This window comes from Streptomyces sp. NPDC050508, from assembly GCF_040655155.1.
In the GTDB taxonomy this organism is placed as follows: Bacteria; Actinomycetota; Actinomycetes; order Streptomycetales; family Streptomycetaceae; genus Streptomyces.
The window spans coordinates 21,720-45,810 of record NZ_JBFAJJ010000035.1 but is presented as its reverse complement, the minus strand read 5'-3'; the positions used below and the strand labels follow the sequence as shown (position 1 = coordinate 45,810).

Annotated in this window: 21 protein-coding genes; 13 read left to right on the top strand and 8 right to left on the bottom strand. The window is 72.5% G+C overall.

Annotation, left to right across the window (positions count from 1 at the left end; translation table 11 throughout):
- Positions 1-11 precede the first annotated feature (11 nt).
- The gene (locus AB0I69_RS47510) at positions 12-1,565 is read left to right on the top strand and encodes an acetolactate synthase large subunit (RefSeq protein ID WP_363102085.1); all 1,554 of its coding nucleotides are present in this window, start codon (positions 12-14) and stop codon (positions 1,563-1,565) included.
- Between the two features lie 63 nt (positions 1,566-1,628).
- On the opposite strand, the gene ppdK is transcribed toward AB0I69_RS47510, so the two are convergent.
- Complete coding sequence (gene ppdK, locus AB0I69_RS47505; RefSeq protein WP_363102084.1) at positions 1,629-4,331, bottom strand: pyruvate, phosphate dikinase; 2,703 nt, start codon at positions 4,329-4,331, stop codon at positions 1,629-1,631.
- 15 nt (positions 4,332-4,346) lie between these two features.
- Positions 4,347-5,249 (bottom strand): universal stress protein, encoded by a 903-nt coding sequence (locus AB0I69_RS47500; protein ID WP_363102083.1) that lies wholly within the window; start codon positions 5,247-5,249, stop codon positions 4,347-4,349.
- Positions 5,250-5,415: 166 nt separating this feature from the next.
- Between AB0I69_RS47500 and AB0I69_RS47495 the strand changes: the two genes are divergently transcribed.
- From AB0I69_RS47495 to hypE, 12 genes are all read left to right on the top strand, one after another.
- Positions 5,416-6,246 (top strand): universal stress protein, encoded by an 831-nt coding sequence (locus AB0I69_RS47495; RefSeq protein ID WP_363102082.1) that lies wholly within the window; start codon positions 5,416-5,418, stop codon positions 6,244-6,246.
- A gap of 18 nt (positions 6,247-6,264) precedes the next feature.
- Positions 6,265-6,771 carry a hydrogenase maturation protease gene (locus AB0I69_RS47490; protein WP_363102081.1) on the top strand — a complete coding sequence of 169 codons (507 nt, stop codon included), beginning with the start codon at positions 6,265-6,267 and terminating at the stop codon, positions 6,769-6,771.
- A complete protein-coding gene (gene hypF, locus AB0I69_RS47485) occupies positions 6,768-9,056 on the top strand; it encodes a carbamoyltransferase HypF (protein WP_363102080.1) in 2,289 nt (762 codons plus the stop codon). The genes AB0I69_RS47490 and hypF overlap by 4 nt, the downstream gene beginning before the upstream one ends.
- 6 nt (positions 9,057-9,062) lie before the next feature.
- Entirely contained in the window at positions 9,063-9,320 is a 258-nt protein-coding gene (locus AB0I69_RS47480) for a HypC/HybG/HupF family hydrogenase formation chaperone (RefSeq protein ID WP_363102079.1), read from the top strand.
- 131 nt (positions 9,321-9,451) lie between these two features.
- Positions 9,452-10,591 (top strand): 4Fe-4S dicluster domain-containing protein, encoded by a 1,140-nt coding sequence (locus tag AB0I69_RS47475; protein WP_363102078.1) that lies wholly within the window; start codon positions 9,452-9,454, stop codon positions 10,589-10,591.
- Entirely contained in the window at positions 10,591-11,055 is a 465-nt protein-coding gene (locus AB0I69_RS47470) for a cyclic nucleotide-binding domain-containing protein (RefSeq protein WP_363102077.1), read from the top strand. The genes AB0I69_RS47475 and AB0I69_RS47470 overlap by 1 nt, the downstream gene beginning before the upstream one ends.
- Entirely contained in the window at positions 11,052-11,858 is an 807-nt protein-coding gene (locus AB0I69_RS47465; RefSeq protein WP_363102076.1) for an FAD/NAD(P)-binding protein, read from the top strand. The genes AB0I69_RS47470 and AB0I69_RS47465 overlap by 4 nt, the downstream gene beginning before the upstream one ends.
- 1 nt (position 11,859) lies before the next feature.
- Positions 11,860-12,612 (top strand): oxidoreductase, encoded by a 753-nt coding sequence (locus AB0I69_RS47460; protein ID WP_363102075.1) that lies wholly within the window; start codon positions 11,860-11,862, stop codon positions 12,610-12,612.
- Positions 12,609-13,970, top strand: coding sequence for a Ni/Fe hydrogenase subunit alpha (locus AB0I69_RS47455; protein WP_363102074.1), 1,362 nt, complete (start codon positions 12,609-12,611; stop codon positions 13,968-13,970). The genes AB0I69_RS47460 and AB0I69_RS47455 overlap by 4 nt, the downstream gene beginning before the upstream one ends.
- The gene (locus tag AB0I69_RS47450; protein WP_363102073.1) at positions 13,963-14,583 is read left to right on the top strand and encodes a CBS domain-containing protein; all 621 of its coding nucleotides are present in this window, start codon (positions 13,963-13,965) and stop codon (positions 14,581-14,583) included. Before AB0I69_RS47455 ends, AB0I69_RS47450 begins: the two co-directional genes overlap by 8 nt.
- Entirely contained in the window at positions 14,580-15,683 is a 1,104-nt protein-coding gene (gene hypD / locus AB0I69_RS47445; protein WP_363102072.1) for a hydrogenase formation protein HypD, read from the top strand. Before AB0I69_RS47450 ends, hypD begins: the two co-directional genes overlap by 4 nt.
- The gene (gene hypE / locus AB0I69_RS47440; RefSeq protein WP_363102071.1) at positions 15,680-16,714 is read left to right on the top strand and encodes a hydrogenase expression/formation protein HypE; all 1,035 of its coding nucleotides are present in this window, start codon (positions 15,680-15,682) and stop codon (positions 16,712-16,714) included. The genes hypD and hypE overlap by 4 nt, the downstream gene beginning before the upstream one ends.
- 19 nt (positions 16,715-16,733) lie before the next feature.
- On the opposite strand, the gene AB0I69_RS47435 is transcribed toward hypE, so the two are convergent.
- The 6 genes from AB0I69_RS47435 to gap all read right to left on the bottom strand — a co-directional run bounded on the left by AB0I69_RS47435 (position 16,734) and on the right by gap (position 24,071).
- Positions 16,734-17,321 carry a hypothetical protein gene (locus AB0I69_RS47435; protein ID WP_363102070.1) on the bottom strand — a complete coding sequence of 196 codons (588 nt, stop codon included), beginning with the start codon at positions 17,319-17,321 and terminating at the stop codon, positions 16,734-16,736.
- 5 nt (positions 17,322-17,326) lie between these two features.
- Entirely contained in the window at positions 17,327-18,313 is a 987-nt protein-coding gene (locus AB0I69_RS47430; protein ID WP_363102069.1) for a nitroreductase family protein, read from the bottom strand.
- 629 nt (positions 18,314-18,942) lie between these two features.
- Positions 18,943-19,452 (bottom strand): flavodoxin domain-containing protein, encoded by a 510-nt coding sequence (locus tag AB0I69_RS47425; protein WP_363102068.1) that lies wholly within the window; start codon positions 19,450-19,452, stop codon positions 18,943-18,945.
- Positions 19,453-19,473: 21 nt separating this feature from the next.
- Positions 19,474-20,205: a CBS domain-containing protein gene (locus tag AB0I69_RS47420; protein ID WP_363102067.1), complete on the bottom strand. Its 732-nt coding sequence runs from the start codon at positions 20,203-20,205 to the stop codon at positions 19,474-19,476.
- Between the two features lie 12 nt (positions 20,206-20,217).
- Positions 20,218-22,908, bottom strand: coding sequence for a GNAT family N-acetyltransferase (locus tag AB0I69_RS47415; RefSeq protein ID WP_363102066.1), 2,691 nt, complete (start codon positions 22,906-22,908; stop codon positions 20,218-20,220).
- Between the two features lie 149 nt (positions 22,909-23,057).
- A complete protein-coding gene (gap, locus tag AB0I69_RS47410; protein ID WP_363102065.1) occupies positions 23,058-24,071 on the bottom strand; it encodes a type I glyceraldehyde-3-phosphate dehydrogenase in 1,014 nt (337 codons plus the stop codon).
- Positions 24,072-24,091: the final 20 nt, after the last annotated feature.

The following is a 24,091-nucleotide window of genomic DNA, read 5'->3' as shown; positions in this document are numbered from 1 at the left end:
GCGGAATCACCGTGAACGGTGCCCATGCCGTTGCCCGCACCCTCCTGAACTCCGGCGTCGAGGTGTGCTTCGCCAACCCCGGCACCTCCGAACTGCACTTCGTGGCCGCCCTGGACGACGAGCCCGCCCTAAGGGCCGTGCCCTGCCTGTTCGAGGGCGTGGCCACCGGCGCGGCCGACGGCTACGGCCGGATGACCGGACGCCCCGCCGCCGCCCTGCTGCATCTCGGCCCCGGGCTGAGCAACGGTCTGGCCAACCTCCACAACGCCCGTCGCGCCGGAACCCCGGTGGTGAACCTGGTCGGCGACCACGCGACCTTCCACAAGAAGTACGACGCGCCGCTGGAGTCGGACGTCGACGCGCTGGCCCGTACCGTCTCCGGCTGGGTCCGTCGCTGCGACGACGCCGTCGGGGTGGGCACCGACGTGGCAGAGGCGGTGGCCGCTGCGACCGGTGCCCCGGGCCGGGTGGCCACCGTGCTGCTGCCCGCCGACGTGTCCTGGTCGGACGGTGCCCGGCCCGCGCCGCCGGTCGCGGCCCGGCCGCCGACTGCCGTACCCGAGCAGACCGTCGCCGCTGTGGTCGCGGCCCTGCGCACCGGCGAGCCCGCAGCTCTGCTCCTCGGCGGCGCCGCCACCCGCGAACCGGCCCTGAGCATCGCCGGCCGGATCGCCGCGGCCACCGGTGCCCGCCTCCTGTGCGAGACCTTCCCGGCCCGCCTGGAACGCGGCGCCGGCCTGCCCGCCGTGGAGCGGCTGGGCTACCTCGCCGAAGGAGCGATGGCCCAACTCGGCGGAGTACAGCACCTGGTGCTGGTGGGCGCCCGCGCGCCCGTGTCGTTCTTCGCCCACCCGACCCTGCCCGGTCTGCTCGCTCCCGACAGCTGCCGGATCCACACCCTGGCCACGACGGCCGACGACATCCCCGCGGCTCTGAGCGACTTGGCGGACACCGTCGCCGCGGACGCAGCCGCGGTGCTCCAGGCCGCCGTACGGCCGCCACTGCCCACCGGGGCACTGACCGCCGAGACCGCTGCTGCCGTCGTCGGGGCGCTGCTGCCGGACGGGACGATCGTGGTGGACGAGGCCAACACCTCGGGGCTCTGGCTGCCCGGCGCCACCGCGGGCGCACCACGCCACGACTGGCTCACTCTCACCGGCGGCGCCATCGGCCAGGGCCTGCCGCTCGCCGCAGGCGCCGCACTCGCGTGTCCGGACCGGCCGGTGCTGTGCCTGGAGGCCGACGGCAGCGCCATGTACACCATCTCGGCCCTGTGGACCCATGCCCGCGAAGGGCTCGACATCACCACCGTGATCTTCGCCAACGGCTCGTACGCGATCCTCGACATGGAGTCCCGGCGCCTGGGCATGCCGGCGGACGGCTCCGCACACCACGACCTGCTCGATCTGACCCGGCCCGGCCTCGACTTCGTCGCCCTCGCCCGGGGCATGGGCGTACCGGCGTCGCGTGCCACCACCGCCGAGAACTTCACGGCCCGGTTGCGCCAGGCCTTCGCCGAGCCCGGGCCCCATCTCGTCGAGGCCGTCGTACCGGCGCTGTTCTGAGGCACCGAGGCGGCAGGTGCAGGGTCCTCAGAGACCTTGCACCCGCCGCCCATGGCGCTCTTCCTACCTGCTGTCGCTGCCCCCGGTCGTGTCCATGAGGGCCGCCCGTCCGGCCTCCAACCGTGCCGCCGGGATGCGGAACGGCGAGCAGGAGACGTAGTCGAGGCCCACCCGGTGGAAGAAGTGGATGGACTCGGGGTCACCGCCGTGTTCGCCGCAGACCCCGGTCTCCAGGCGGGAGTTGACGGCCCGGCCCGCCTCGACGGCCAGCTGTACCAGTCGGCCCACGCCCTCCTGGTCGATCGTCTCGAACGGCGACACGCTGAAGACGCCCTTCTCCAGGTACAGCGGGAAGAAGGAGGCCTCGGCGTCGTCCCGGGACAGGCCCCAGGTGGTCTGGGTCAGGTCGTTGGTGCCGAAGGAGAAGAAGTCGGCGTACTCGGCGATGCGGCCCGCGGTGAGTGCGGCGCGCGGCAGCTCGATCATCGTGCCGATCGGGCAGTCGAGAGTCGTGCCGGTCTCCTCCTGGACCTCGGCGAGGACCGTTTCCGCCTCGGTGCGTGCGAGGCGCAGTTCCTCGACCGTGCCGACGAGCGGGATCATGATCTCGGCGCGGGGCCGACCACCGGCTCGCAGCCGGGCGACCACGGCCTCGGCGACGGCCCGCACCTGCATGGCCATCAGACCGGGCACGGCCAGGCCGAGTCGGACTCCGCGCAGTCCGAGCATCGGGTTCTGCTCGTGCATGCGCTCGACGGCGGCGAGGAGTTCACGGTCGTGGGGGTCCGGGTGCTCGGTGCGGGCCAGGCGTACGGCCAACTCCGTGCGGTCCGGCAGGAACTCGTGCAGCGGCGGGTCGATGAGCCGGATGGTCACCGGCAGTCCGTCCATCGCCGTCAGGATGCCGGTGAAGTCCTCGCGCTGCAGCGGCAACAGGGCGGCCAGCGCCTCCTGGCGGGCGCTGTCGTCGCGGGCCAGGATCATCGCCTCGACCAGTGCCCTGCGCTCACCGAGGAACATGTGCTCGGTGCGGCACAGGCCGATGCCCTGCGCGCCGAGACTGCGGGCACGTACGGCGTCCTCGGGGGTGTCGGCGTTGGCCCGCACTTCGAGGCGTCGTACGGAGTCGGCGTGGGTGAGGGCGCCCAGGACCGCCTCGGTGAGCGGGCCGCTCGCGGTGCCGGTCTCCAGTGCGCGGCCGACGTCGGACGCGGTCAGCGGGAGTGCGCCGAGGTGGACGGTGCCGGCGGTGCCGTCGACGGAGACGGTGTCGCCCTCGTGCACCACCACGCCCGATTCCGTGGTGAATCGGCGTGCCGCCGGGTCGACGGTGAGGGCTTCGGCGCCGCAGACGCACACCTTGCCCATGCCACGTGCGACGACGGCGGCGTGGCTGGTCTTGCCGCCCCGGCTGGTCAGGACGGCCTGTGCGGCGATCATGCCGGGGAGGTCGTCGGGAGTGGTCTCGCGGCGGACGAGGACCGTGTCCTCGCCTGCTGCGGCGCGTCGTACGGCCTCGGCGGAGTCGAAGACCACGACGCCGACGGCCGCGCCCGGGGAGGCGGCGACGCCCTGGGCCAAGGGCACGTCGGCCGGGGTGGTGTCGAAGCGGGGGAACATCAGGCGGGTGAGTTCGGCGCCGTCGACACGGACCAGGGACTCGTCCGGCGTGATCGTGCCCTCCTCGCGCAGATCGTGGGCGATACGGAAGGCGGCCTCGGCGGTGCGCTTGCCGACGCGGGTCTGCAGGATCCACAGCTTGCCGCGCTCGACGGTGAATTCGATGTCGCACAGGTCGCGGTAGTGGTCCTCCAGGGTGCGCAGGTGATCGGCGAGTTGGATGTAGGCGCGCGGGTTGAGCCGCTTCAGCTCGCTCAGGGGCAGTGCGTCGCGGACCCCCGCGACGACGTCCTCGCCCTGTGCGTCGGGCAGGTAGTCGCCGTACATACCGCGTTCGCCGGTGGCGGGGTCGCGGGTGAAGGTGACGCCGGTGCCGCTGCTCTCGAATGTCACAGGGGAGCTGAGGTTGCCGAAGACCATCGCCTGGACGTTGACAGCGGTGCCGAGGTCCTCGGAGATGTGTTCGCGGTGGCGGTAGATGTGGGCGCGTTCGCCGTTCCAGGAGTCGAAGACCGCGCGGATGGCGCGGGTCAGCTGTTCGGCCGGGTCCTGCGGGAAGTCCTCGCCGGTCTCCTTGCGGATGATGGTCTTGAACTCCTCGGTGATCAGGGCGAGTTCGGCGGTGTCGAGGTCGTGGTCGCCGGTCACCGCACGCCGTGCCTTGTGTTCGGCGATGGCCTGCTCGAACAGGTCGCCGTCCACGCCCATCACGGTGTGCCCGAACATCTGGATGAGCCGCCGGTAGGAGTCCCAGGCGAACCGTTCCTGCCCGGACGCTTCCGCGAGCCCGGTGACGGACCGGTCGTTGAGGCCGATGTCGAGGATGGTGTCCATCATGCCGGGCATGGAGAAGCGGGCGCCCGAACGGACGGACACCAGCAGCGGATCGTCCGGCGCGCCGAGGGTGCGGCCCATCGTCCGTTCCAGTCCGGCGAGCGCACGGGCCGCCTCGACGGCCAGCTCGGCCGGCTCCTCGCCCGTTTTCAGATAGGCCTTGCAGGCCTCGGTGGTGACGGTGAATCCGGGCGGCACGGGCAGCCCGAGCCGGGTCATCTCGGCAAGGCCCGCTCCTTTACCGCCCAGCAGGGCGGCCATCTCCCGGCCGCCTTCGGCGAACGCGTACACGTACTTGGTCGGTGCGGTCATCAGGACTCGGGCCTCTCACTCGTGGGGTACGACGGCCACGGGGCAGCCGACGTGATGGATGGCGGCGTGCGTGACGGGTCCGATGCGCGGGCCCGCCGGACGGTCGGTGAGGTGCCGGCCGACCACGAGGAGGCCCGCCCCTGACGCGGCCCGGAGCAGCGCGGACTGCGCACGGCCCTCCGCGACCGTCTCGGCGACCTCGACGCCGGGGTACTTGTCGCGCCACACCTGAAGTACGGCGGACAGGAAGCCGTGCCATTCCTCGGCTCGCTGTGGTCCGCCCATCAGGCCGATCTCGCCGGGGCCGAGCCCCAGCGGGGAGGGTTGCCGCCAGGCATGGACCACGCGGAGCCGTGCGCCGCGCAGCCGGGCCGCCTCGAAGGCGAACTCGATCACCGCGTCGCAGGGTTCGCCCAGGCCGACGCCCAGGACCACGTCCCGGTAGCCGGTCAGGACGGAGGGGCGGCCGCCGTGCGCCGGAAGGTGCTCGTCGGCGGCTTCCTCGTCCGCCCGGACGAGGACCACGGGGCGGGTGGCACGGGCCACCACGCCCTGGGCGACCGAGCCCACCAGGAACCCGGTGAACCCGCTCAGGCCGCGCGAACCCAGCACCAGCAGTTCAGCGTCTTCGGCTGCCTTCAGCAGGGCGGCGGTCGCGGGACCCTCCACCTGCTCGTCGTACGGGCGGACGCCCGGGGCGACGGCACGGCACCTCTCCTTCGCCTGCCGCAGGACGCGGCGCGCCTGATGCCGCTGGGCGGCCGTGACGGGCTCGCCGTCCTCCTGGCGCGGATGCCAGTTCCAGGCGTGTACGAGCCGCAACGGCCGGTCGCGGCGCGCTGCTTCGCGGGCCGCCCAGCCGGCGGCGGCGAGACTCTCGGCGGAACCGTCGACTCCGGCGATGACGGGCGGCAGCATGATCCGCACCTCCTGCGCTCGGTCTGCTCCTCCCCTCCAGCCTCGCCCCGCGGCTCGCCATCAGGAATGGGCCGCCAGGTCTCCGGCCCAGGTCCGTTCGGCCCCAGCGCGCGATCGCCCCGGACCGTCATGGTGGAGGGGCCACGGACCTGGAGGGCGGCACACCATGGAACGAGTGATCATCGCCGGAGTCGACCGGTCGGCACGCAGCCGTGTCGCCGCGGACTGGGCCGCGCGCGAGGCGCTGCGGCGCGGGCTGCCGCTGCGGGTGGTGCATGTGGCACCGCCGGAGAACCTGGACCCGGTGGAGCAGTGGCCCTACCGCCCGGACACCGTGGCGGACCACGTGGTCGCCGAACTCACCGCCCGCCACCCGTCGTTGACGGTCCGGGCAGTGAGCCTCGCCGGGGCGCCCGTCCCCGAGCTGCGGGCGGCAAGCGCGCACGCGGAGCTGGTCGTGCTCGGTCTGCGCGGCGAGGGTCAGCACGCCAGGATGCCCCTGGGCTCGACCGCGGCGGCCCTGGCCACCGGGTGCGCCGGGCCGCTGGTGCTCGTACCCGGAACCCTCGCGGGGCTCGATGTGCCGGGTCACACCGACGCCGTGACCGTGGGGGTCGACGCGCGGGACCCGTCCGGCGGCGCGCTCGGCTTCGCCTTCGAGGCGGCCCGCCTGCACCGCGTCCGGCTGCACGCGGTGCATGCCTGGGCACTGCCGGCGAGCGCCGCCGAGTCGCCCTTCCCGCTGCCGGAGAAGGACCGCGCCGCCCTGGAGGACCACGAGGAGGACCTGCTGTCCGACGCGCTGCGGCCGTGGCGCGGGAAGTACCCGGACGTCGAGGTCCGGGCGGACGTGCTGCTGTTTCCCCCTGCCGGATCCCTGGCACACGCCTCCGAGACGTCCGGGCTGGTGGTGGTCGGCCGGCACACCGCCCCCGGCACCACCGCCCTGGCCCTCCTGGAGCACGCGCGATGCCCGGTCGCCGTCGTGCCGTCATAGACCGGGGAGGTCAGAGACATGCGGACGCATACGCGCATCGCCGTCATCGGCGTCGGGAACGAGTTCCGGCGCGACGACGGTGTGGGCTGGGCCGTGGTCGAACAGCTCCGGAAGCGGGCCGAGGCCGGGCCGCACCCCTCGGACACCGTGTGGGCGACCTGCGACGGTGATCCCGGCCGGCTGATCGCACTGTGGGAGAGCGCCGCGCTCGCCGTGGTCGTCGACGCGGCCCACGCGCACCCGGGCACCCCCGGCCGCGTCCACCGGCTCGCACTCGACGCCCAGCGCCTCGACGGGCCGCGGACCACCAGTTCGCACGGACTGGGCCTGGGCGAGGCCGTCGAACTGGCCCGGGTCCTCGGACTCCTCCCGGACCGCCTCGTCGTGTACGCCGTGGAGGGCGCCGACGGTTCGTTCGGCACCGGTCTCTCCCCCGCAGTCGCCGCCGCCGTGGACCCGCTCGTGACGGCCGTCGAGGACGAACTCGCCCGGCATCAGGACGAGTTGGCCGGGGGGCGATCGTGATGATGCGGCGGTTCCAGGTGTACGGCACGGTCCAGGGTGTCGGCTTCCGTCCCTTCGTGTACCGCACGGCGGCCCGGCTCGGCCTCGACGGCTGGGTGGCCAACGTCAACGGTCATGTGGAGGGCGAGGTCGCCGGACCACCCCACGCGATCGACGAGTTCGCCACCCGGCTGCGCACCGACGCACCTGTCCTGGCCCGCGTACGCCGGGTCCAACTGGCCGACGGCGCACGGCAGTCGGCGTATCGCCCGGGATTCCACGTCCGGCACAGCGCGCCCGCGCACCCGGACGACACGACCCGCGAGGTCCCGCCCGACGCGGGCATCTGCGAGGCCTGTCTGCGCGAACTGCGCGATCCCCGCGACCGGCGCCACCGCTACCCGTTCATCAACTGCACGGACTGCGGGCCACGGGCCACCATCATCGAGGACCTGCCCTACGACCGAATCCGCACGACCATGAACCGCTTCCCGCTGTGCCCGGACTGCGCGGCCGAGTACGCCGACCCGACCGACCGGCGCTTCCACGCCGAGCCCATCGCCTGTCCCGTCTGCGGACCGGAGCTGGCCTGGGAGGAACTGCGCGGCGAGGCGGCGCTGCGGTCGGCGGTCAAGACCGTCGCCGGGGGCGGGATCATCGCGCTGAAGGGACTCGGCGGCTACCAACTGGTGTGCGACGCGGGCGATCCGGTGGCCGTGGCCGAGCTGCGGCGCCGCAAGCGCCGCCCGACGAAGCCCCTTGCTGTGATGGTCCGCGACCTCGGCACGGCGGTCCGACTGGCCCGCATCGGCGCCACCGAGCGCGGAGTTCTGACATCCCCTGAGCGTCCCGTGGTGCTCCTCGCCCGGATGCCGTGGCACGGCACGGCCCCGCTCGCGCCCGAGGTGCATCCCGGCCTGCACCGCATCGGCCTGTTCCTGCCCACCACCGGCCTGCACCACCTCCTCCTCGACGAACTGAACCGTCCACTCGTAGTCACCAGCGGCAACCTCGGCGGCGAGCCCATCACCATCGAGGACGAGGAGGCCCTGCGCGTCCTGTCGGACGTCGCGGACGGCTTCCTCACCCACGACCGGCCGATCCGCTCCCGCTACGACGACTCCGTGGTGCAGTGCACCGGCCGCACCAGAATCACGGTCCGCCGGGCGCGCGGCCTGGCCCCGGCCCCCCTGCCGCTGCGCGTGCGCGAACCCGTCGCCGGGGCCGGCGCCCAGCTGAAGCACACGTTCACGCTCGCCGCCGACGGCCGGGCCCATCTCGGGCCGCACACGGGCGACTTGGCGGACGTGGCGACCCACGACGCGTTCCTGACGTCGTACGACAGGTTGAAGCGGCTCACCGGCATCGACCCGGTGGCCCTCGCCCACGATCTGCATCCCGGCTATCTGTCCACGCGGTGGGCCGAGGCGCAGGGACTGCGCCGCGTCCCGGTGCAGCACCATCACGCGCACGTGGCCGCCTGCGCGGCCGAGCACGAAGTGCGGGGCCCGTTCCTCGGGGTCGCCTACGACGGCCTCGGGCTGGGCGACGACGGCACGTTGTGGGGCGGCGAGATCCTCGTCGCCAACCTGAGCGGCTACCGCCGCGTGGGCAGGTTCGCGACCGCGCCCCTGCCCGGCGGCGACGCGGCGGTACGCCATCCCTCCCGTACGGCCCTCGGCCGGCTGCTCGGCGCCGAGACCCTGGGCTCCCCACTCCCCTACCCGTGGCTGACCCGGTCCTTCACGGACCGGCTCGATCCGGCGGAAGTCGACATCGTGCGCGCCATGGTCGCCCGGAACGTCAACTGCCCGCAGGCCTCCAGCGCCGGACGGCTCTTCGACACGGTCGCCGCCCTGCTCGGCCTCGCCGACCGGGTGAGTTACGAGGGCGAGGCGGCCGTCCTGCTCGAAGCGGCGGCGGGCGACGAACACGCCGTACCGCTCGCCCACCGCGTCGTACGGGCGCAGGGCCTGTGGGTGTACGACCCCACGCCCACCCTCACCGACCTCCTGGAACGGCAGGCCGACAGGGAGCCCGTGAACCGGCTGGCCGCCGCCTTCCACGTGACGCTCGGGCTGGTCACCGCGGACCTGGTCGCACGAGCCGTGGCCGAGGGCGCGCCCCGCACGGTGTGTCTGGGCGGCGGCTGCTTCGTCAACCGGCGGCTGCTGACCGAGGTGAAACGCCGGCTGCACGCGCAGGGACTACGGGTGCTGGTCGGCGGCCAAGTCCCCGTCGGGGACGGCGGAATCAGTTACGGCCAGGCGGCGGTCGCGGCCGCACGCCTGGCCGGGGAGAGGTGAACGCGCATGTGCCTCGGCATACCGGGACGGATCCTGGAGATCCACGACGACGCCGGACTGCTCATGTCCACGGTCGACTTCGGCGGCATTCGGCGCGAGGTCTGCCTCAGCTGCACGCCCGAGGCGGACGTGGGGTCGTACGTCATCGTGCACGTCGGCTTCGCGATCACCCTGGTCGACGAGGCGGAGGCGCAGCGCACGCTCGACGTGCTGCGGGCGATGGCGGGCGCGGTCGAGGGCGAGCTGGGCGAGCCACTTCCCTGACGGTTCAGGGGCCGGTCAGCCCGGTCGGGTGAGGCCGGTCGGCCCCTGCCCGCAGACCCGGCCGAGGCCGAACCTGATGGTGGAGGAACACGGAGCCACCTCGGACGAATCCCTGGACCGGAAGGAACGACATGACCGCCACCACAGCCCCGGCCGCCGTACTCGACCGGCACGGTCTGGACGCCCTGGTCGCGGCTCTGGTGGCACAGGGTCGCACCGTCGTCGGACCGACCGTCCGCGACGGCGCGATCGTGCTGTCGGAGCTGACCTCGGCGGACGCACTGCCGTACGGCTGGGGCGTCGAACTGGACGCCGGACACTACCGGTTGGTCGCCCGCGAGGACGGGGCCGCCTTCGCGCACAGCGCGGGCCCGCAGTCCTGGAAGTCGTATCTGCACCCCGCGCGTGAGCGGCTGTGGAGCGCCGACCGGACGCCGGAGGGCCGCGTGGTCTTCACCGAGCAGGAGGCCGAGCCGCCGCCGTACGCGTTCCTCGGGGTCCGGCCCTGTGATCTGCGGGCCATCAAGATCCAGGACCGGGTCCTGACCGGCGGACAGCACGAGGACACCGGGTACGGGAAGCGCCGGCGGCGCGCACTGCTGATCGCCGCCGAGTGCACCGAGCCGGGCGCGACCTGCTTCTGCGTGTCCATGGGCGGCGGGCCGGCGGCCGATCCCGGCTATGACCTCGCGCTGACCGAGGTGGTCGACGAGGACGGTCACCGGTTCCTGGTGCGCGTCGGCAGCGAGGAGGGGGCCCGGCTGATCGAGCAAGTCCCGCACCTCGCAGCCGACTTGGGTACGGAGACCATCGCCCGCGAATCGGTGGACGCGGCACGTGACCGTATGGGCCGCTCCATGCCGCCGGTGGACCTGCGGGCACTGATGGGCGGGAGCCTGGACGCCGAGCGCTGGAACGACGTCGCCGAGCGCTGTCTGACCTGCGGCAACTGCACGATGGTCTGCCCCACCTGCTTCTGCACCACCACGGAGGAGGTCACCGACCTGACCGGTGACCACACCGAGCGCTGGCAGCGCTGGGACTCCTGCTTCGACCTGGACTTCTCCTATCTGCACGGCGGGTCGGTCCGCTCCTCGCCCCGCAGCCGCTACCGGCAGTGGCTCACCCACAAACTCTCCACCTGGCACGACCAGTTCGACACCTCCGGATGTGTGGGCTGCGGGCGCTGTATCGCCTGGTGCCCGGCCGGTATCGACATCACGAAGGAAGTCGCTGCCCTGGATGCCGAACACGGAACGGAGACGGACTGATGCCTCCCTCGATGGCTCTCCGCATGAACCACGCGCTGCCCCACAACCACCGTGACCGACTGCTGCACATCGGTCGCGAGGTCCAATTCCCGCCGGGAACCCGGCTGTTCGAGGAGAGCGGGAACGCCGACCGGTTCTGGATCATCCGGGACGGCACCGCCGCCCTCGACATGCACGTGCCCGGCCGCCGGCCCCCGGTCGTCGAGACGCTCGGCATCGGAGATCTCGTCGGCTGGTCGTGGCTGTACGAGCCGTACGTCTGGCAGTTGGGCGCCGCGTCGGTGACCCAACTGCGGGCCTACGAGTTCGACGCGGTCTCCGTCCGGCTGATGTGCCTGGACGACCCCGCCTTCGGGCAGGCCATCGAGCACTGGGTCGGCCGCGTGCTGGCCCACCGGCTCAACGCGGCCCGCGCCCGGCTGATCGACCTGTACGGGACGTACGAGACGAAGGAACCGCGATGACCGCCGTACCGGTCCCCCATCGCGTGGTCGCTCGCAGGCAGGAGACCGGCGACACGGTGACGCTGCGACTCGAACCGGTGGACGCCGCGCTGCCCGACTTCGTGCCGGGGCAGTTCGCGATGGTGCACTGCTTCGGGCGGGGCGAGATTCCCGTCTCGGTGAGTTCCGTCCAGGCCACCGGAGGACTCGCGCACACGATCCGTTCGGTGGGCGCGGTCTCCGACGGGCTGTGCGCCGCCCGGGTCGGTGACGTCGTCGGCATCCGCGGCCCGTACGGCACGAGTTGGGGACTGGAGCGGGCGCGCGGCCGGGACGTGCTGGTCGTGGCGGGCGGCATCGGGCTCGCCCCGCTGCGGCCGCTGATCCTGAGCGCGCTGGCCGAGCCGGAGGCGTACCGCCGCCTCAACGTGCTGATCGGGGCCCGCACTCCGGACGATCTGATCGGCCGCAAGGAGATCGAGAGCTGGGCCACCGCCTACACCGGCGTGATGGTCGACCAGCCCGACGCCGAGTGGCGCGGGGACGTCGGTGTGGTCACCCAGTTGCTGGGGCGGGCGCACTTCGACCCCGACGACACGACGGCGTTCGTCTGCGGTCCCGAGCCGATGATCCGCGCCACCGCGCGCGAACTCGCCCACCGCGGCGTGCCCCGCGACCGCGTCCGGGTCTCCCTGGAACGCAACATGCGCTGCGCGACCGGACATTGCGGGCACTGCCAGCTCGGTCCGCTGCTGGTGTGCCAGGCCGGTCCGGTCGTGGGCTGGGACCTGGCCGAACCCCTGCTGTCCGTAAGGGAGTTGTGAGATGGCGCCCACACTCGCGGTGTTCAAGCTGGCCTCCTGCGACGGCTGCCAGCTCACCCTGCTGGACTGCGAGGACGAACTCCTCGCGCTGACGGGCGCGGTGGAGATCGCGCACTTCCCGGAGGCGTCCAGCACGATGACCCCCGGCCCCTACGACCTGACCCTCGTCGAGGGCTCGGTCACCACGCCCGAGGACGCCGAGCGCATCCACGCGATCCGGGCCGACTCGCGCCACCTGGTGACGATCGGCGCGTGCGCGACGGCCGGCGGCATCCAGGCGCTGCGCAACTTCGCGGACGTGGACGAGTACCGGCGCACGGTCTACGCGCACCCCGAGTACATCTCCACGCTGGCGACCTCCACCCCCGTGTCGGCCCATGTGGACGTCGACTTCGAACTGCGCGGCTGTCCGGTCGACCGGCGGCAGCTGATCGAGGTGATCACCGCGTTCCTGGCCGGCCGCAAGCCGGACGTCCCGGACCACAGCGTGTGCTTCGAGTGCAAGCGGCGCGGCACGGTCTGTGTCACCGTCGCCCACGGCACCCCCTGCCTCGGCCCGGTCACGCACGCCGGATGCGGGGCGCTGTGCCCGGCCTACCACCGCGGCTGCTTCGGCTGCTTCGGCCCGTCCGGCTCGGTGAACCTGCCCGCGCTGATCCCGCTGCTGCGCCGCGACGGCCTCGACGAGGACGCCGTGGTCCGGTTCCTGCACACCTTCAACGCCCCTGCTTTCGACAAGGAGTTGGGAAAGTGACGCACCGCGGATCCCGTGTGCTGCACGTCGGCTCGCTGTCGCGGGTCGAGGGCGAGGGCGCGCTGAGCCTGCATGTGCACGACGGCACGGTCACCGACGCGCGGCTGGAGATCTACGAGCCGCCGCGCTTCTTCGAGGCGTTCCTGCGCGGCCGTTCGTACACCGAGCCGCCGGACATCACGGCCCGGGTCTGCGGAATCTGCCCGGTGGCCTACCAGATGAGCGCGTGCGCGGCGATCGAGGACGCCTGCGGGGTGACGGTCGACCCGGTGATCCGTGATCTGCGCCGGCTGCTGTACTGCGGCGAGTGGATCGAGAGCCAGGCCCTGCACATCTACCTCCTGCACGCCCCGGACTTCCTGGGCAGGCCCAGCGCGATCGACCTGGCCCGCACGCACCGCGCCGAGGTGGAGCGGGGGCTGCGCCTGAAGAAGGCCGGCAACTCCCTGATGGAGCTGCTCGGCGGACGGGCCATACATCCGGTCAACGTCCGCCTCGGCGGCTTCCACCGGGCCCCGGCACGCACCGAACTCCGTTCGCTCACCGAGGAGTTGAAGCACGCTCTCGACGACGCGTGGGCCACCGTGCGCTGGGTCGCGGGCTTCGAGTTCCCGGACGCGAGCGTCGAGGCCGACCTGCTCGCACTGGCCGAACCCGACACGTACGCCATCGAGGGCGGCACCCCGACCGTACTGCGGGCCGACGGCACCAACTCCTCTTTCCCCGTACGGGACTTCACCGAGCACGTGGTCGAGACCCATGTCGCCCACTCCACCGCCCTGCACTCACGGCTCGACGGACGCCTGCATCTCACCGGCTCCCTCGCAAGGTTCGCCATCAGCGGCCGACTGCTGTCGCCGGTGGCGCTGGAGGCGGCCGTCGAGGCGGGGCTCGGCGATCCGCGCAAGGGCGCGGTGTGCCGCAATCCGTACCGGTCCATCCTGGTGCGCGCGGTGGAGACGGTGTACGCCGTCGCCGAGGCGCTGCGCATCATCGACGGCTACGAGCCGCCCGCGCACCCGTACACGGACGTGCCGCCGGTCGCGGGCATCGGACACGGTGCCACGGAGGCGCCGCGCGGGCTGCTCTACCACCGCTACGAGATCGACGCCGACGGCATCGTCAAGAGCGCGCTGCTGGTGCCGCCCACCGCGCAGAACCAGGGCGCGATCGAGGACGACCTGCGCCGTCTTGCCCAGCGCGCGATCGGCGAACACGACCCGGACGACGACGAGTTGACGGCCCTGTGCGAGCGGGCGATCCGCAATCACGACCCGTGCATCTCGTGCTCCACCCATTTCCTCGACCTGACCGTCGTCCGTACCTCGGACATAACCGCGGGAGGCTGTGATGTCTGAATCTCCGTACACCGTGAGCGATGTGATGACCCACACCGCCATCGCCATCGGAAGCGAGGCGCCCTTCAAGGAGATCGTCGAGCTCCTCGACCAGTGGAAGATCAGCGCCGTGCCGGTGCTGGCGGGCGAGGGACGGGTCGTCGGGGTGGTGTCCGAGGCGGATCTGCTGGCCAAGGAGGAGTTCCGGGACACCGACGAGGGCGACCCCGAGGCTCGGACCAAGGCTGTCGCGGTGTCCGCGGGCGAGTTGATGAGCAGCCCGGCGGTGACCGTGCACGCCGACGCCTCGCTCGCCGAGGCAGCCCGCATCATGGCGCGCCGGCGCGTGAAGCGACTGCCCGTCGTGGACGCGGTCGGCATCCTGCAAGGTGTGGTCAGCCGCAGCGATCTGCTGAAGGTGTTCCTGCGGAGCGACGAAGACATCGCCGAGGAGATCCGGCACCACGTGCTCGGCCGGCTCCCGGTCACCACCGCCCTGACGGTGCGTGTCACCGAGGGCGTCGTCACGCTCGGCGGTCTCCTGCCCGACCGGTCGCTCGTGCCCGTCGTGGCCCGGGCGGTGCGGGCCGTGGAGGGGGTCGTCGACATCCGGCTCGACCTCACTCAGCGATGAAGTACCTGGACGAGTACCGGGATCCGGTGCTCGCCCGGCGGCTGCTGGACGAGCTGCGGCGGACGGCCACCAGGCCCTGGCGGATCATGGAGGTGTGCGGCGGCCAGACCCACACCCTGGTCCGTCAGGGCATCGACGAGCTGCTGCCCGCCGGGATGCGGATGATCCACGGTCCGGGCTGCCCGGTCTGCGTCACCCCGCTGGAGACCCTGGACCGGGCCATGGCCGTCGCCGCCCACCCTGGCGTGCTCTTCACCAGCTTCGGCGACATGCTGCGGGTGCCCGGCACGGACACCGACCTGCTGTCGCTGCGGGCGCGGGGCGCGGACGTACGGGTGGTCTACGCCCCGATGGACGCCGTACGCCTGGCCGCCCAACACCCTGACCGCGAGGTCGTGTTCCTCGCCGTCGGCTTCGAGACGACGGCGCCCGCCAACGCGATGGCGGTGCTGCACGCGGCCCGCCTCGGGCTGGCCAACTTCTCCATGCTGGTCAGTCACGTCCTCGTGCCGCCGGCCATGACCGCACTGCTCGACGACCCCGACTGCGAGGTACAGGCGTTCCTGGCCGCCGGGCACGTGTGCGCGGTGATGGGCTGGCGGGAGTACGAGCCAATCGCCGCCCGGTACCAAGTGCCCATCGTGGTCACGGGGTTCGAGCCGCTGGACCTGCTGGAGGGCATCCTCATGGCCGTACGGCAGCTGGAGTCGGGCCGCTGCAAGGTGGAGAACCAGTACGCGCGGGCCGTGCAGCGGGCGGGCAACACCTCGGCGCAGGACGCGGTCCGCCAGGTGTTCCGGGTGACGGACCGGGCCTGGCGCGGTATCGGCGAAATCCCCGACAGTGGGCTCCAACTCGCCAAGGAATACCAGGAGTTCGACGCCGCCCTGCGCTTCGACGTGGGCGGGCTGTGCCCGGTCGAGGACCCCGAGTGCATCGCCGGGACCATTCTCACCGGGGCCCGGCTGCCCACCGACTGCGCCGCGTACGGCACCCGTTGCACGCCCCGTCATCCCCTCGGCGCCCCGATGGTGTCGTCCGAGGGCACCTGCGCCGCCTTCCACGCGGCCGGACGCACGCCCACGAGGAGCACGGCATGAACATCCAGTGCCCCACCCCCGCCCACGAGGACGAGGTCGTCCTGCTGGGCCACGGCGCCGGCGGACGGCTCACCGAGGAGCTGCTCGACCAACTGGTGCTGCCCGCAGTCGGCGGCGGCACGGGACCCATGGAGGACGCCGCGCTGCTGCCCGGGCACCCCGGCCTGGTGATGAGCACGGACAGCTTCGTCGTCAGCCCGCTCTTCTTCCCCGGCGGGGACATCGGTTCCCTCGCCGTGCACGGCACGGTCAACGACCTCGCGATGCGGGGCGCGTGGCCGCTCGCCCTGTCGGTCTCCCTGATCATCGAGGAGGGGCTGCCACTGTCCGAACTCCGGGCCGTCATGGAGTCGTTGGGGAAAGCGGCCCAGGACGTCGGCGTCCCCGTCATCACCGGGGACACCAAGGTCGTGGGGCGCGGTGCGGCCGACCGGCTGTTCATCAACACCACCGGCGTCGGACAGCGGCACGAACTCCTCGCCCCGTCCGCCGCGTCGGCCCGCCCCGGGGACGCCGTCCTGCTCTCCGGGCCGATCGGACTGCACGGCACGACCGTGCTCAGCACCCGCGAGAACCTCGGCTTCGAGGGCGACATCGCCTCCGACTCCCGGCCCCTGCACCGGCTGGTACGGGCCCTGGCACCGCTCGGCGACGCCGTGCACGTGCTGCGCGACCCGACCCGGGGCGGACTGGCCGCCGCGCTCAACGAGATCGCCCGCGACTCCTCCGCCGCCGTCGAGATCGAGGAGAGCGCGGTTCCCGTGCCCGAGGCGGTCGCCTCGGCCTGCGACCTGCTCGGCCTGGACCCGCTGGTCGTCGCCAACGAGGGCTGTCTGGTCGCCTTCGTCGACGCCGACGCGGCCGGGGACGCGCTGGCCGCGATGCGGTCGGTGCCCGAGGGGGCGCAGGCCGTGCGGATCGGCGAGGTGCTGCGAGAGGGATCGCTGGAGCGAGTGACGCTGCGGACCCTGGTCGGTGCCCGGCGCATCGTGGAGATGCCGCTCGGTGAGCAACTCCCGCGCATCTGCTGACCGTTGACGCAGAGGCTCGTCAGCCGGTCTTGTGACCCCACTGCGGACCGACGCGCGCCCACTCGGCGTCCCACTGGTCCAGGCGCCGCCGTTCCAGCCGCCAGGACATCCCCCGGCCGACGAGGAGCACCGCCCCGCCGGCGCTCACGGCGGTCCACACCGCCAGCACCACACCCTCAAGTCGCGCCTGAGCCGGGCCGGCGGGGGTGGGCACGAGACGACCCTGGGCGTCCAGCCATACATGCGTGGTGGCCCCGGCCTTGCTGTCGGAGTCCACGTGGGCCAGGCCCGTGCGCTTCGTCCCGTCCGCCGCGGTCCAGCGCACTGTGGCCCGGTAGTTGTCGCTGCCGTCGCTCGTGCCCACGGTGCGCACGGCGTCCTCGACGAGCACAGCCGGCACCGGGTGCCGCTCGGCCCGCAGAGCGTCGACGTGCCGCTCGACGGCGAGGGCCGTCCATGCGCCCACGCCGACCGCCGCCACGACCGCGAGGACCCAGGCCGCGAGCAGCAGCCAGGCCTCGACGAGGTAGCTGCGGCGCCTGAGCGGGTTGGGCCGAAGCCGCCACCAGCGCACTCCGGCCGGATTTCCGCGCCTGCTGAGGGTCATGGTCCTCACCTGACCGGCAGGTCACTGCGGAGCAGCGTCTCGGCGGGCCCGCGCCGTGGCGTGGCCCACGTCTGGTTCGTGTGGCCGAGGCGCAGGACCAGCTGCGGGAACCGGCCGAAGGCGATGCGCGTGCGGAACTCCCCACGTACCGCGGGCACTTCGAGAGGCTGCGTGTGGAAGGCCGCCCGGACCCCGTGGGCCGCCGCGTACAGCAGCACGCGCTGGAGCGCCTGCCCCGCGCGCAGCCAGTCCGCGCGGGTGTCGTAGGGGGTGGCCAGCACAACGACCGTGCCGGTGCGCGACACCCATCTCTGCGGCGGGACCGCGAACTGCCGGACCAGGCCCAGGTAGTCACGGCCGGCCAGCAGTACGCAGTCCGGGTGGTACAGGCACCCCTCGGCCGGTACCCCGGCCGGCCCTACGAACCCCGCGATCTCGGCGGCGTGCCCCCGGTCGGCGCGGTGCACGTCCTCCGCGGTGCGCACCAGATCCGCGAGCTGGTCCAGTTGGTCCGAGTCATCGACGACCTGAAAAACGGCGCCCTCGGCCCGTGCGTGTTCCCGCAGGTCGTCGAGCAGCTCCTCCGGGACGGGCTCGGCCGTGAACGGTCCGCGGTGCGTGTGCCGGTGTGCCATCGAGCCCGCCATCAGCGCCTCGTCGTAGGTCACCGGGGCGTGGGCCGCGAAGGCCACACGGGCCAGGTATGCCGGGTTCCCGGACTCCGGCAGCAGGTCGACGGCGGGCCGGAAACCGAGGTTGCGCACGGCGATCCGCGCGTTGAACAGCGCCGCCCCACAGGCGATAACCGCCTCCCGGCCGCCCGGATCGGTCAGTGCCAGGCGCCGCTCGCGGTCCGCGTGGATCTCGAAGCCGTGGTCGTGGCCCTCCTCGGCGAAGAACCAGGGCTGGCTGTTGTGCGGCGAGGGCGCGAGGGATGCGGCGTGGGCCAGGTGCAGGGCCGCGCGGCCGTGTTGTTCGTAGGCCAGAGACATGGTGCCCCCTTCGTCGACCGTTCCCTTTCAGGGTCCTCGCCACCGGAGCCCCGCGCATGAGCCTTCCGGCCCTGGAGACGGGTCGTGCGGCACTGGTGACCGCCCACCGGGAGGAGCTCGCTGGAAGTGTCGGCGGAGAGTGCCATGAACAGCGCATCACCACTCGCGTCCACCAGCCGTCGCCGCCGCACCACTGTGCTCAACGCGGCGCTGACGCTGCCTCTGCTCGCGTTCACCGCGTGCGGTACGACCACCGGTGCGGGAACCCCGGGCGGACGCTCCCGCTCCGTGCAGGACAACGGCCCCGGAGACGGCGGCGCCCCCCCACCAGCAACTCCGGTGGCAGAGGCGGCACTTCGGGGACGCGAGTCCGTGCGGGGATGTACTTCCTGCACGGCGACAAGGTCTCCCCAGCCCCGCCGCTACGACCCCGGAGGCGGCAGCCTGTCGATGCGGGAGCGCCTCGCCCGGGTCTGCTCACCGCGTACTTCCTGTCCCCCAAGGACGGCAGGAGGGTGACCGTCTATTCCGTGCCGTTGACCGTGAACCGCTGGCACCGGCCCACGACGCGGAACAGCCCCGGCGCATCGGTTCCGCGCCGGGGCCCTCCATGAGGAAGGTGCAACAGGTCAGCCCTCCTCTCGCGCCGACATCAACTCGTCCGCGATCCGCGCCGCCCACTCCTCGATCGCGCCGAAGTCGCGGAAGTCTCCGCCCTTTCCGTTGCGCACGATCGACTGGGCGATACGTCCCTTGGCCCCTTCCTCCAGACAACCGCCGAAGGTGACATGACCCCTGGCGTCGAGCCGGACCATGGCACGCCGTACGCCACGCACGGGCGGGATGTCCCGCTCGGAGGCCGAGGCGTCCAGCGGGCCACTGCTGAACAACCACACCGGACGCTCAGCCAGTTGGCGGCCGTGCCGGCGCAGGAACCGGCGGGCGTCGCGGTGCCAGCGGTTGATGTACAGCCCGCTGCCGAGCACCACGGCGCCGTACGGCCGCACGTCCACGACGGACCTGGCAGGCAACAGGTCGGCGGTGAGCCCTTCCTTGCGCAGGACCTCGGCCACGGCCTCGGCGATCCGCGCGGTCGATCCGTTCGTCGTCCCGTAGGCGACCAGCACGCTGGTGGGCATGGCGGTCCGCCTCCTCTCACTTCACAGGTGACGCACCCAGGTGTCGGTGACACCGCGGTACGTCTGTTCCTCGGGTTGGATGTGCGAGTCGTCCCGCCGGTAGGAGAGCTGGTCGACGACTGCCACGACGCCGTCGATCTGGCGGGTCATGGAGACGGCGATCTCCGTCTCGCTCTTGCGCTCCATCCGACCGGCGAGCGTGACGACGCCCTCCACCACGGCGACGTCGATGGTGCTCGGCGCCTGCCACAGGGCACGCACCAGCACCTCGGCGACGATCTCGTCGCGGATCTCCGCGTCCGGTCGCAGGAAGACCTGGAGCACATCGCGGCGGGTGACGATGCCGACGAGCCGCTGCTCCTCGTCGAGGACGGGCAGCCGTTCCACGCGATGCTGCGCCATGGTCCGGGCGGCCTCGACGATGGTGTCGTCGGCGTGCACGGTGACGGGTGGCGCGGTCATCAGCCGGCCGGCGGTGCGGGCAGTGGCCTTCACGGCGCGCTGCCTGGCGGTGCGCGTGAGGCCGGCGAACCGGAACCGCTTCTTCGGCTCGTACGGGTCGGGGGCCTCGGCCTGGTGGGCCATCAGGTCCGTCTCGGAGACGACTCCGACGACCTGGTCGTCCTCGTCGACCACGGGCAGGCCGCTGATGCGGTGCTCGCCGAGCAGGCGTGCCACCTCTTTGAACGGCGTGTCGTACGTGGCGCGAACGACCTCCGTGGTCATCACGGAGCCGACCTTGTTGTGCTTCATGGTGTTCCCTCCTCAGCGAAGTCGGCGCAGATACGGGTCCTGCGGCCGGTTGGGCAGCAGGCGGACGCGGGCGTCGAGGACGGAGACTCCGCCCGGTGCCGCGAGTACGGGGTTGAAGTCGGCCTCGGCCAGTTGCGGCAGGTCGCTCGCCATCCGGGACAGCCGCAGCAGCAGTTGTTCGAGGCCTTCGAGGTCGGCGGGCGGGCTGCCGTGCGCGCCGAACAGGAGCGGGGCGCAGCGCGGGGCCGTGATCAGGTCGTGCACGTCGTGGTCGGTGAGCGGGGCGAGCCTGGCGGTGTGGTCGGCGAGGATCTCGGTCGCGGTGCCGCCGAGGCCGAAGAGGACGAGTGGTCCGAAGACCTGGTCCTGGACGACGCCGGCGAACAGTTCGGTGCCGCGCGCAGCGAGCGGCTGTACGACCACGCCGGTCAGCAGTCCGGCGAATCGGGTCTCCAAGTCCCGGAAGGCGGCGCGCACTTGGGCGTCGCCGCGCAGGTCGAGGTGGACGGCGTGCTGTTCGCTCTTGTGCAGCAGGCCCGGCCAGTGGCCCTTCATGACCACCCGGCCGTCGGCGCCGCGCATCCGGTCGGCGGCGAGGACGGCGTCGTCCTCGGTGTCGGCCCAGGCCCAGGCGAGCTGGGGAATGCCGTAGCAGCCGAGGAGTTCGGCGCACTCGCGCGGGCCGAGCCAGCCGCCGTCCGGGTTGGCGTCGAGGTAGGCCTCGACGACGGCGTGGGCGCGTGCCGTATCGACTTCGTCGAGGTCGGGGATCGTCCCGGCGGGCCGGGCGAGCCAGGCCGCGCGGTGGGCGGCGTGCGCCAACGCCCGTGCCGCCGCCTGGGGTTCGGAGTAGGCGGGGACGGTACGCAGGTCGGTGGTGGGCAACAGCTCGACGGGCAGGGCCTGTTCGAGCCGTATCACGGCAACCGGCTTGGGCCTGTGTCCCGTTGCCTGGGTCAACGCCCTGACGAGGTCGTCGCCGGTCGCCTCGGCGACCGCGGTGGGGACCAGGGCCACGAGGACGGCGTCGACGCCGGCGTGCCGCATGATGCGGTCCACGCAGTCCTTGAGCTGCTCCTCCGACACGGCCGCGGTGGCGTCGACGGGGTTGCCGATAGCAGCGCCCTCAGGCAGTACGGCGAGCAGGTCGTCGACGAGTTCGGGGGTGGGCGTCGGCAGGCTGAGCCCGGCCTCGGCGCAGGCGTCGGCGGCGAGGACCCCGGCTCCCCCGGCGTTGGTGACGATCGCGACGCGGGATCCGGCCGGCAGCGGCTGGGAGTGCAACAGCGCCGCTGCTTCCAGGAGTTCACCGACGGAGCGGGTCGCGGTGATGCCGGCCTGCGTGAACAGCGCCCCGCGGGTCATGGTGCGGGTGGCCGCTGCCGCGGTGTGCGAGGCGGCGGCACGACGGCCCGCGTCGGTGCGGCCCGCGTCGACGGTCAGCACGGGCATACGGCGCGTCACGCGCCGCGCGGTGCGGGAGAACGCCCGCGGGTTGCCGAAGGACTCCAAGTGCAGCAGGGCAAGGTCGGTGGTGCCGTCGCTCTCCCACCACTGGAGCATGTCGTTGCCGCTGACGTCGAACTTGTCGCCCAGGGACGCGAAGGTCGAGACACCGATGCCGAGCCGGGACAGCCCGTCCAGCAGGGCGATGCCGACGCCACCGGACTGCACGGCGATGCCCGCGGTGCCGGGGCGGGGGTGGTCGGCGGCGAAGGTCGCGTCGAGGTTCAGCTCCGGATCGGTGTTCGAGACGCCGAGGCAGTTGGGGCCGACGAGCCGCATGCCGTACGTCCGGCAGGCCTCCGTCAGCGCCTTGGCCTGGGCCGGGTCGAGTCCCGCGGTGACGACGAGGAGGGCGCGTGCGCCCGCCTTGCCGCACTCCTCGGCGGTGGCCGGAACAGCGGCGGCGGGTACGGCGACGACCACGAGGTCGGGCGTCCTGGGCAGGGCGCCGACCGAGGGGTAGCTCGGCACGCCGAGGATCGAGGTCGCGGCGGGGTTCACCGCGAAGAGGCGGCGGGTGAAGCCGCCCGCCTTCAGGTGGTGCAGGATCGCCCGGCCCACGGAACCGGCCTTGCGCCCGGCACCGACGACGGCGACCGCGTCCGGGCGAAGCAGCGGTTCGAGGCTGGCGACGTCGGCGGCACGGCCCCGCGCCTCGGTGGCCGACAAGTAGTTCTCGTCCTCGTCGAGTTCGATGGTGCAGCGCATCTCGGGGCCCTCGAAGCGGCGGGCGGTGCGCAGGCCGAGGTCGGCGAAGAGCCGCAGGATCTCGTGGTTCTCGCTGAGCGCGTCGGCCGTGAACGTGGTGACGCCCTCGGCGCGCGCGGCGGAGACCAGGTGCTCGACGAGAAGGGTGCCGATACCCCGGTGGTGCAGTCCGTCGGCGACCGCGATGGAGATGTCGGCCGCTGTCCCGGTGCCACCGGTGTCGTACTCGGCGAGTCCGATCACCTGGTCCTTGGACTCGGCCAGCAGGGCCCGGTATCCGGGGTGCGCCCGGCAGGCCCGGTCGGCCGCCGTCTCGGCGGACCGGCGGCTCACTCCGAAGAAGCGGAGCCGCAGGTTCTCCGGGGACATCTCCTCGTAGAGACCCTGCAGTTGGTCGTGGTCGCCGGCCTCGACGGGGCGGATGCACACGGTGGTGCCGTCCGCGAGCAGGGCGTGGACACCGGGTCGACCGAGTGTGTCGTGCGTCATCGCGGATCCCCTCCAGGATTCTTAGGCACTTCGAGCGTCCCGCGGAACGGAGAGAGGCCCCATGGGCTGCCTGGGGGCGGACGATGGGCCTTTCGGCCCTCAGGAACCCGCCGCACAGGCCCACCGCACGGGGCCTCTCCCGGTCGCGCTCAGTCGTCGGCGACCAGCGCCGTCAGGTCGAGGAGACGGTTGGTGTAGCCCCACTCGTTGTCGTACCAGCCGAAGACCTTGGCCAGGGTGCCGTGCGCCTGGGTCAGGGCCGGGTCGAAGATGCACGACGCGGGGTCGCCGATGACGTCACGGGAGACGATCGGGGCCTTCGACACGCGGAGGATGCCGTTGAGCGGGCCCTCGGCGGCCTCGTCGAAGACCGCGTTGATCTCCTCGGACGTCACCTCGCGGCGCAGCACCACCGCGAGGTCGGTCAGCGAGCCGTCCTCGACGGGCACCCGCACCGCGATGCCGTCCAGGGCGCCGGCCAGCTCCGGCAGCACCAGGCCGACAGCACGCGCGGCACCGGTACTGGTCGGGATGATGCTCAGGGCCGCAGACCGGGCCCGGCGCAGGTCCTTGTGCGGACCGTCCAGCAGGGACTGGTCGTTCGTGTAACCGTGGATGGTGGTCATCATGCCGCGCTCGATACCGAAGGCATCGTTCAGCACCTTGACCATCGGAGCGACACAGTTGGTGGTGCAGGAGGCGGCCGACACGATCCGGTCCTGCCTGCGGTCGTACGTCGTGTCGTTGACGCCCATCACGATGGTGGCGTCCGCGTTCTTGCCGGGCGCGGACAGCAGCACGGTGTGCGCGCCCGCCTTCAGGTGCAGGGCGGCCGAGTCGCGGTCCCGGAAGCGGCCCGTGGACTCGATGACGATGCCGGCGCCGTAGTCGGACCAGAGCAGGGCTGCCGGATCGCGCTCGGCGCTGACGGCGATACGCCTGCCGTCGACCGTGATCGAGCTGTCGTCGTGGCTGACCTCCCGTCCGATCCGGCCGAACGTGGAGTCGTACTCCAGGAGGTGGGCCAGGGTGGCGGGCGAGGTGATGTCGTTGATCGCGACCACCTCGACGTCCTGGGTGCCCGCCTCGGCACGGTCGAGTGCCACGCGCAGATAGGTGCGGCCTATCCGGCCGAAGCCGTTGATGCCGACGCGTACGGTCATGACGGTGAACTCCTTTGCGT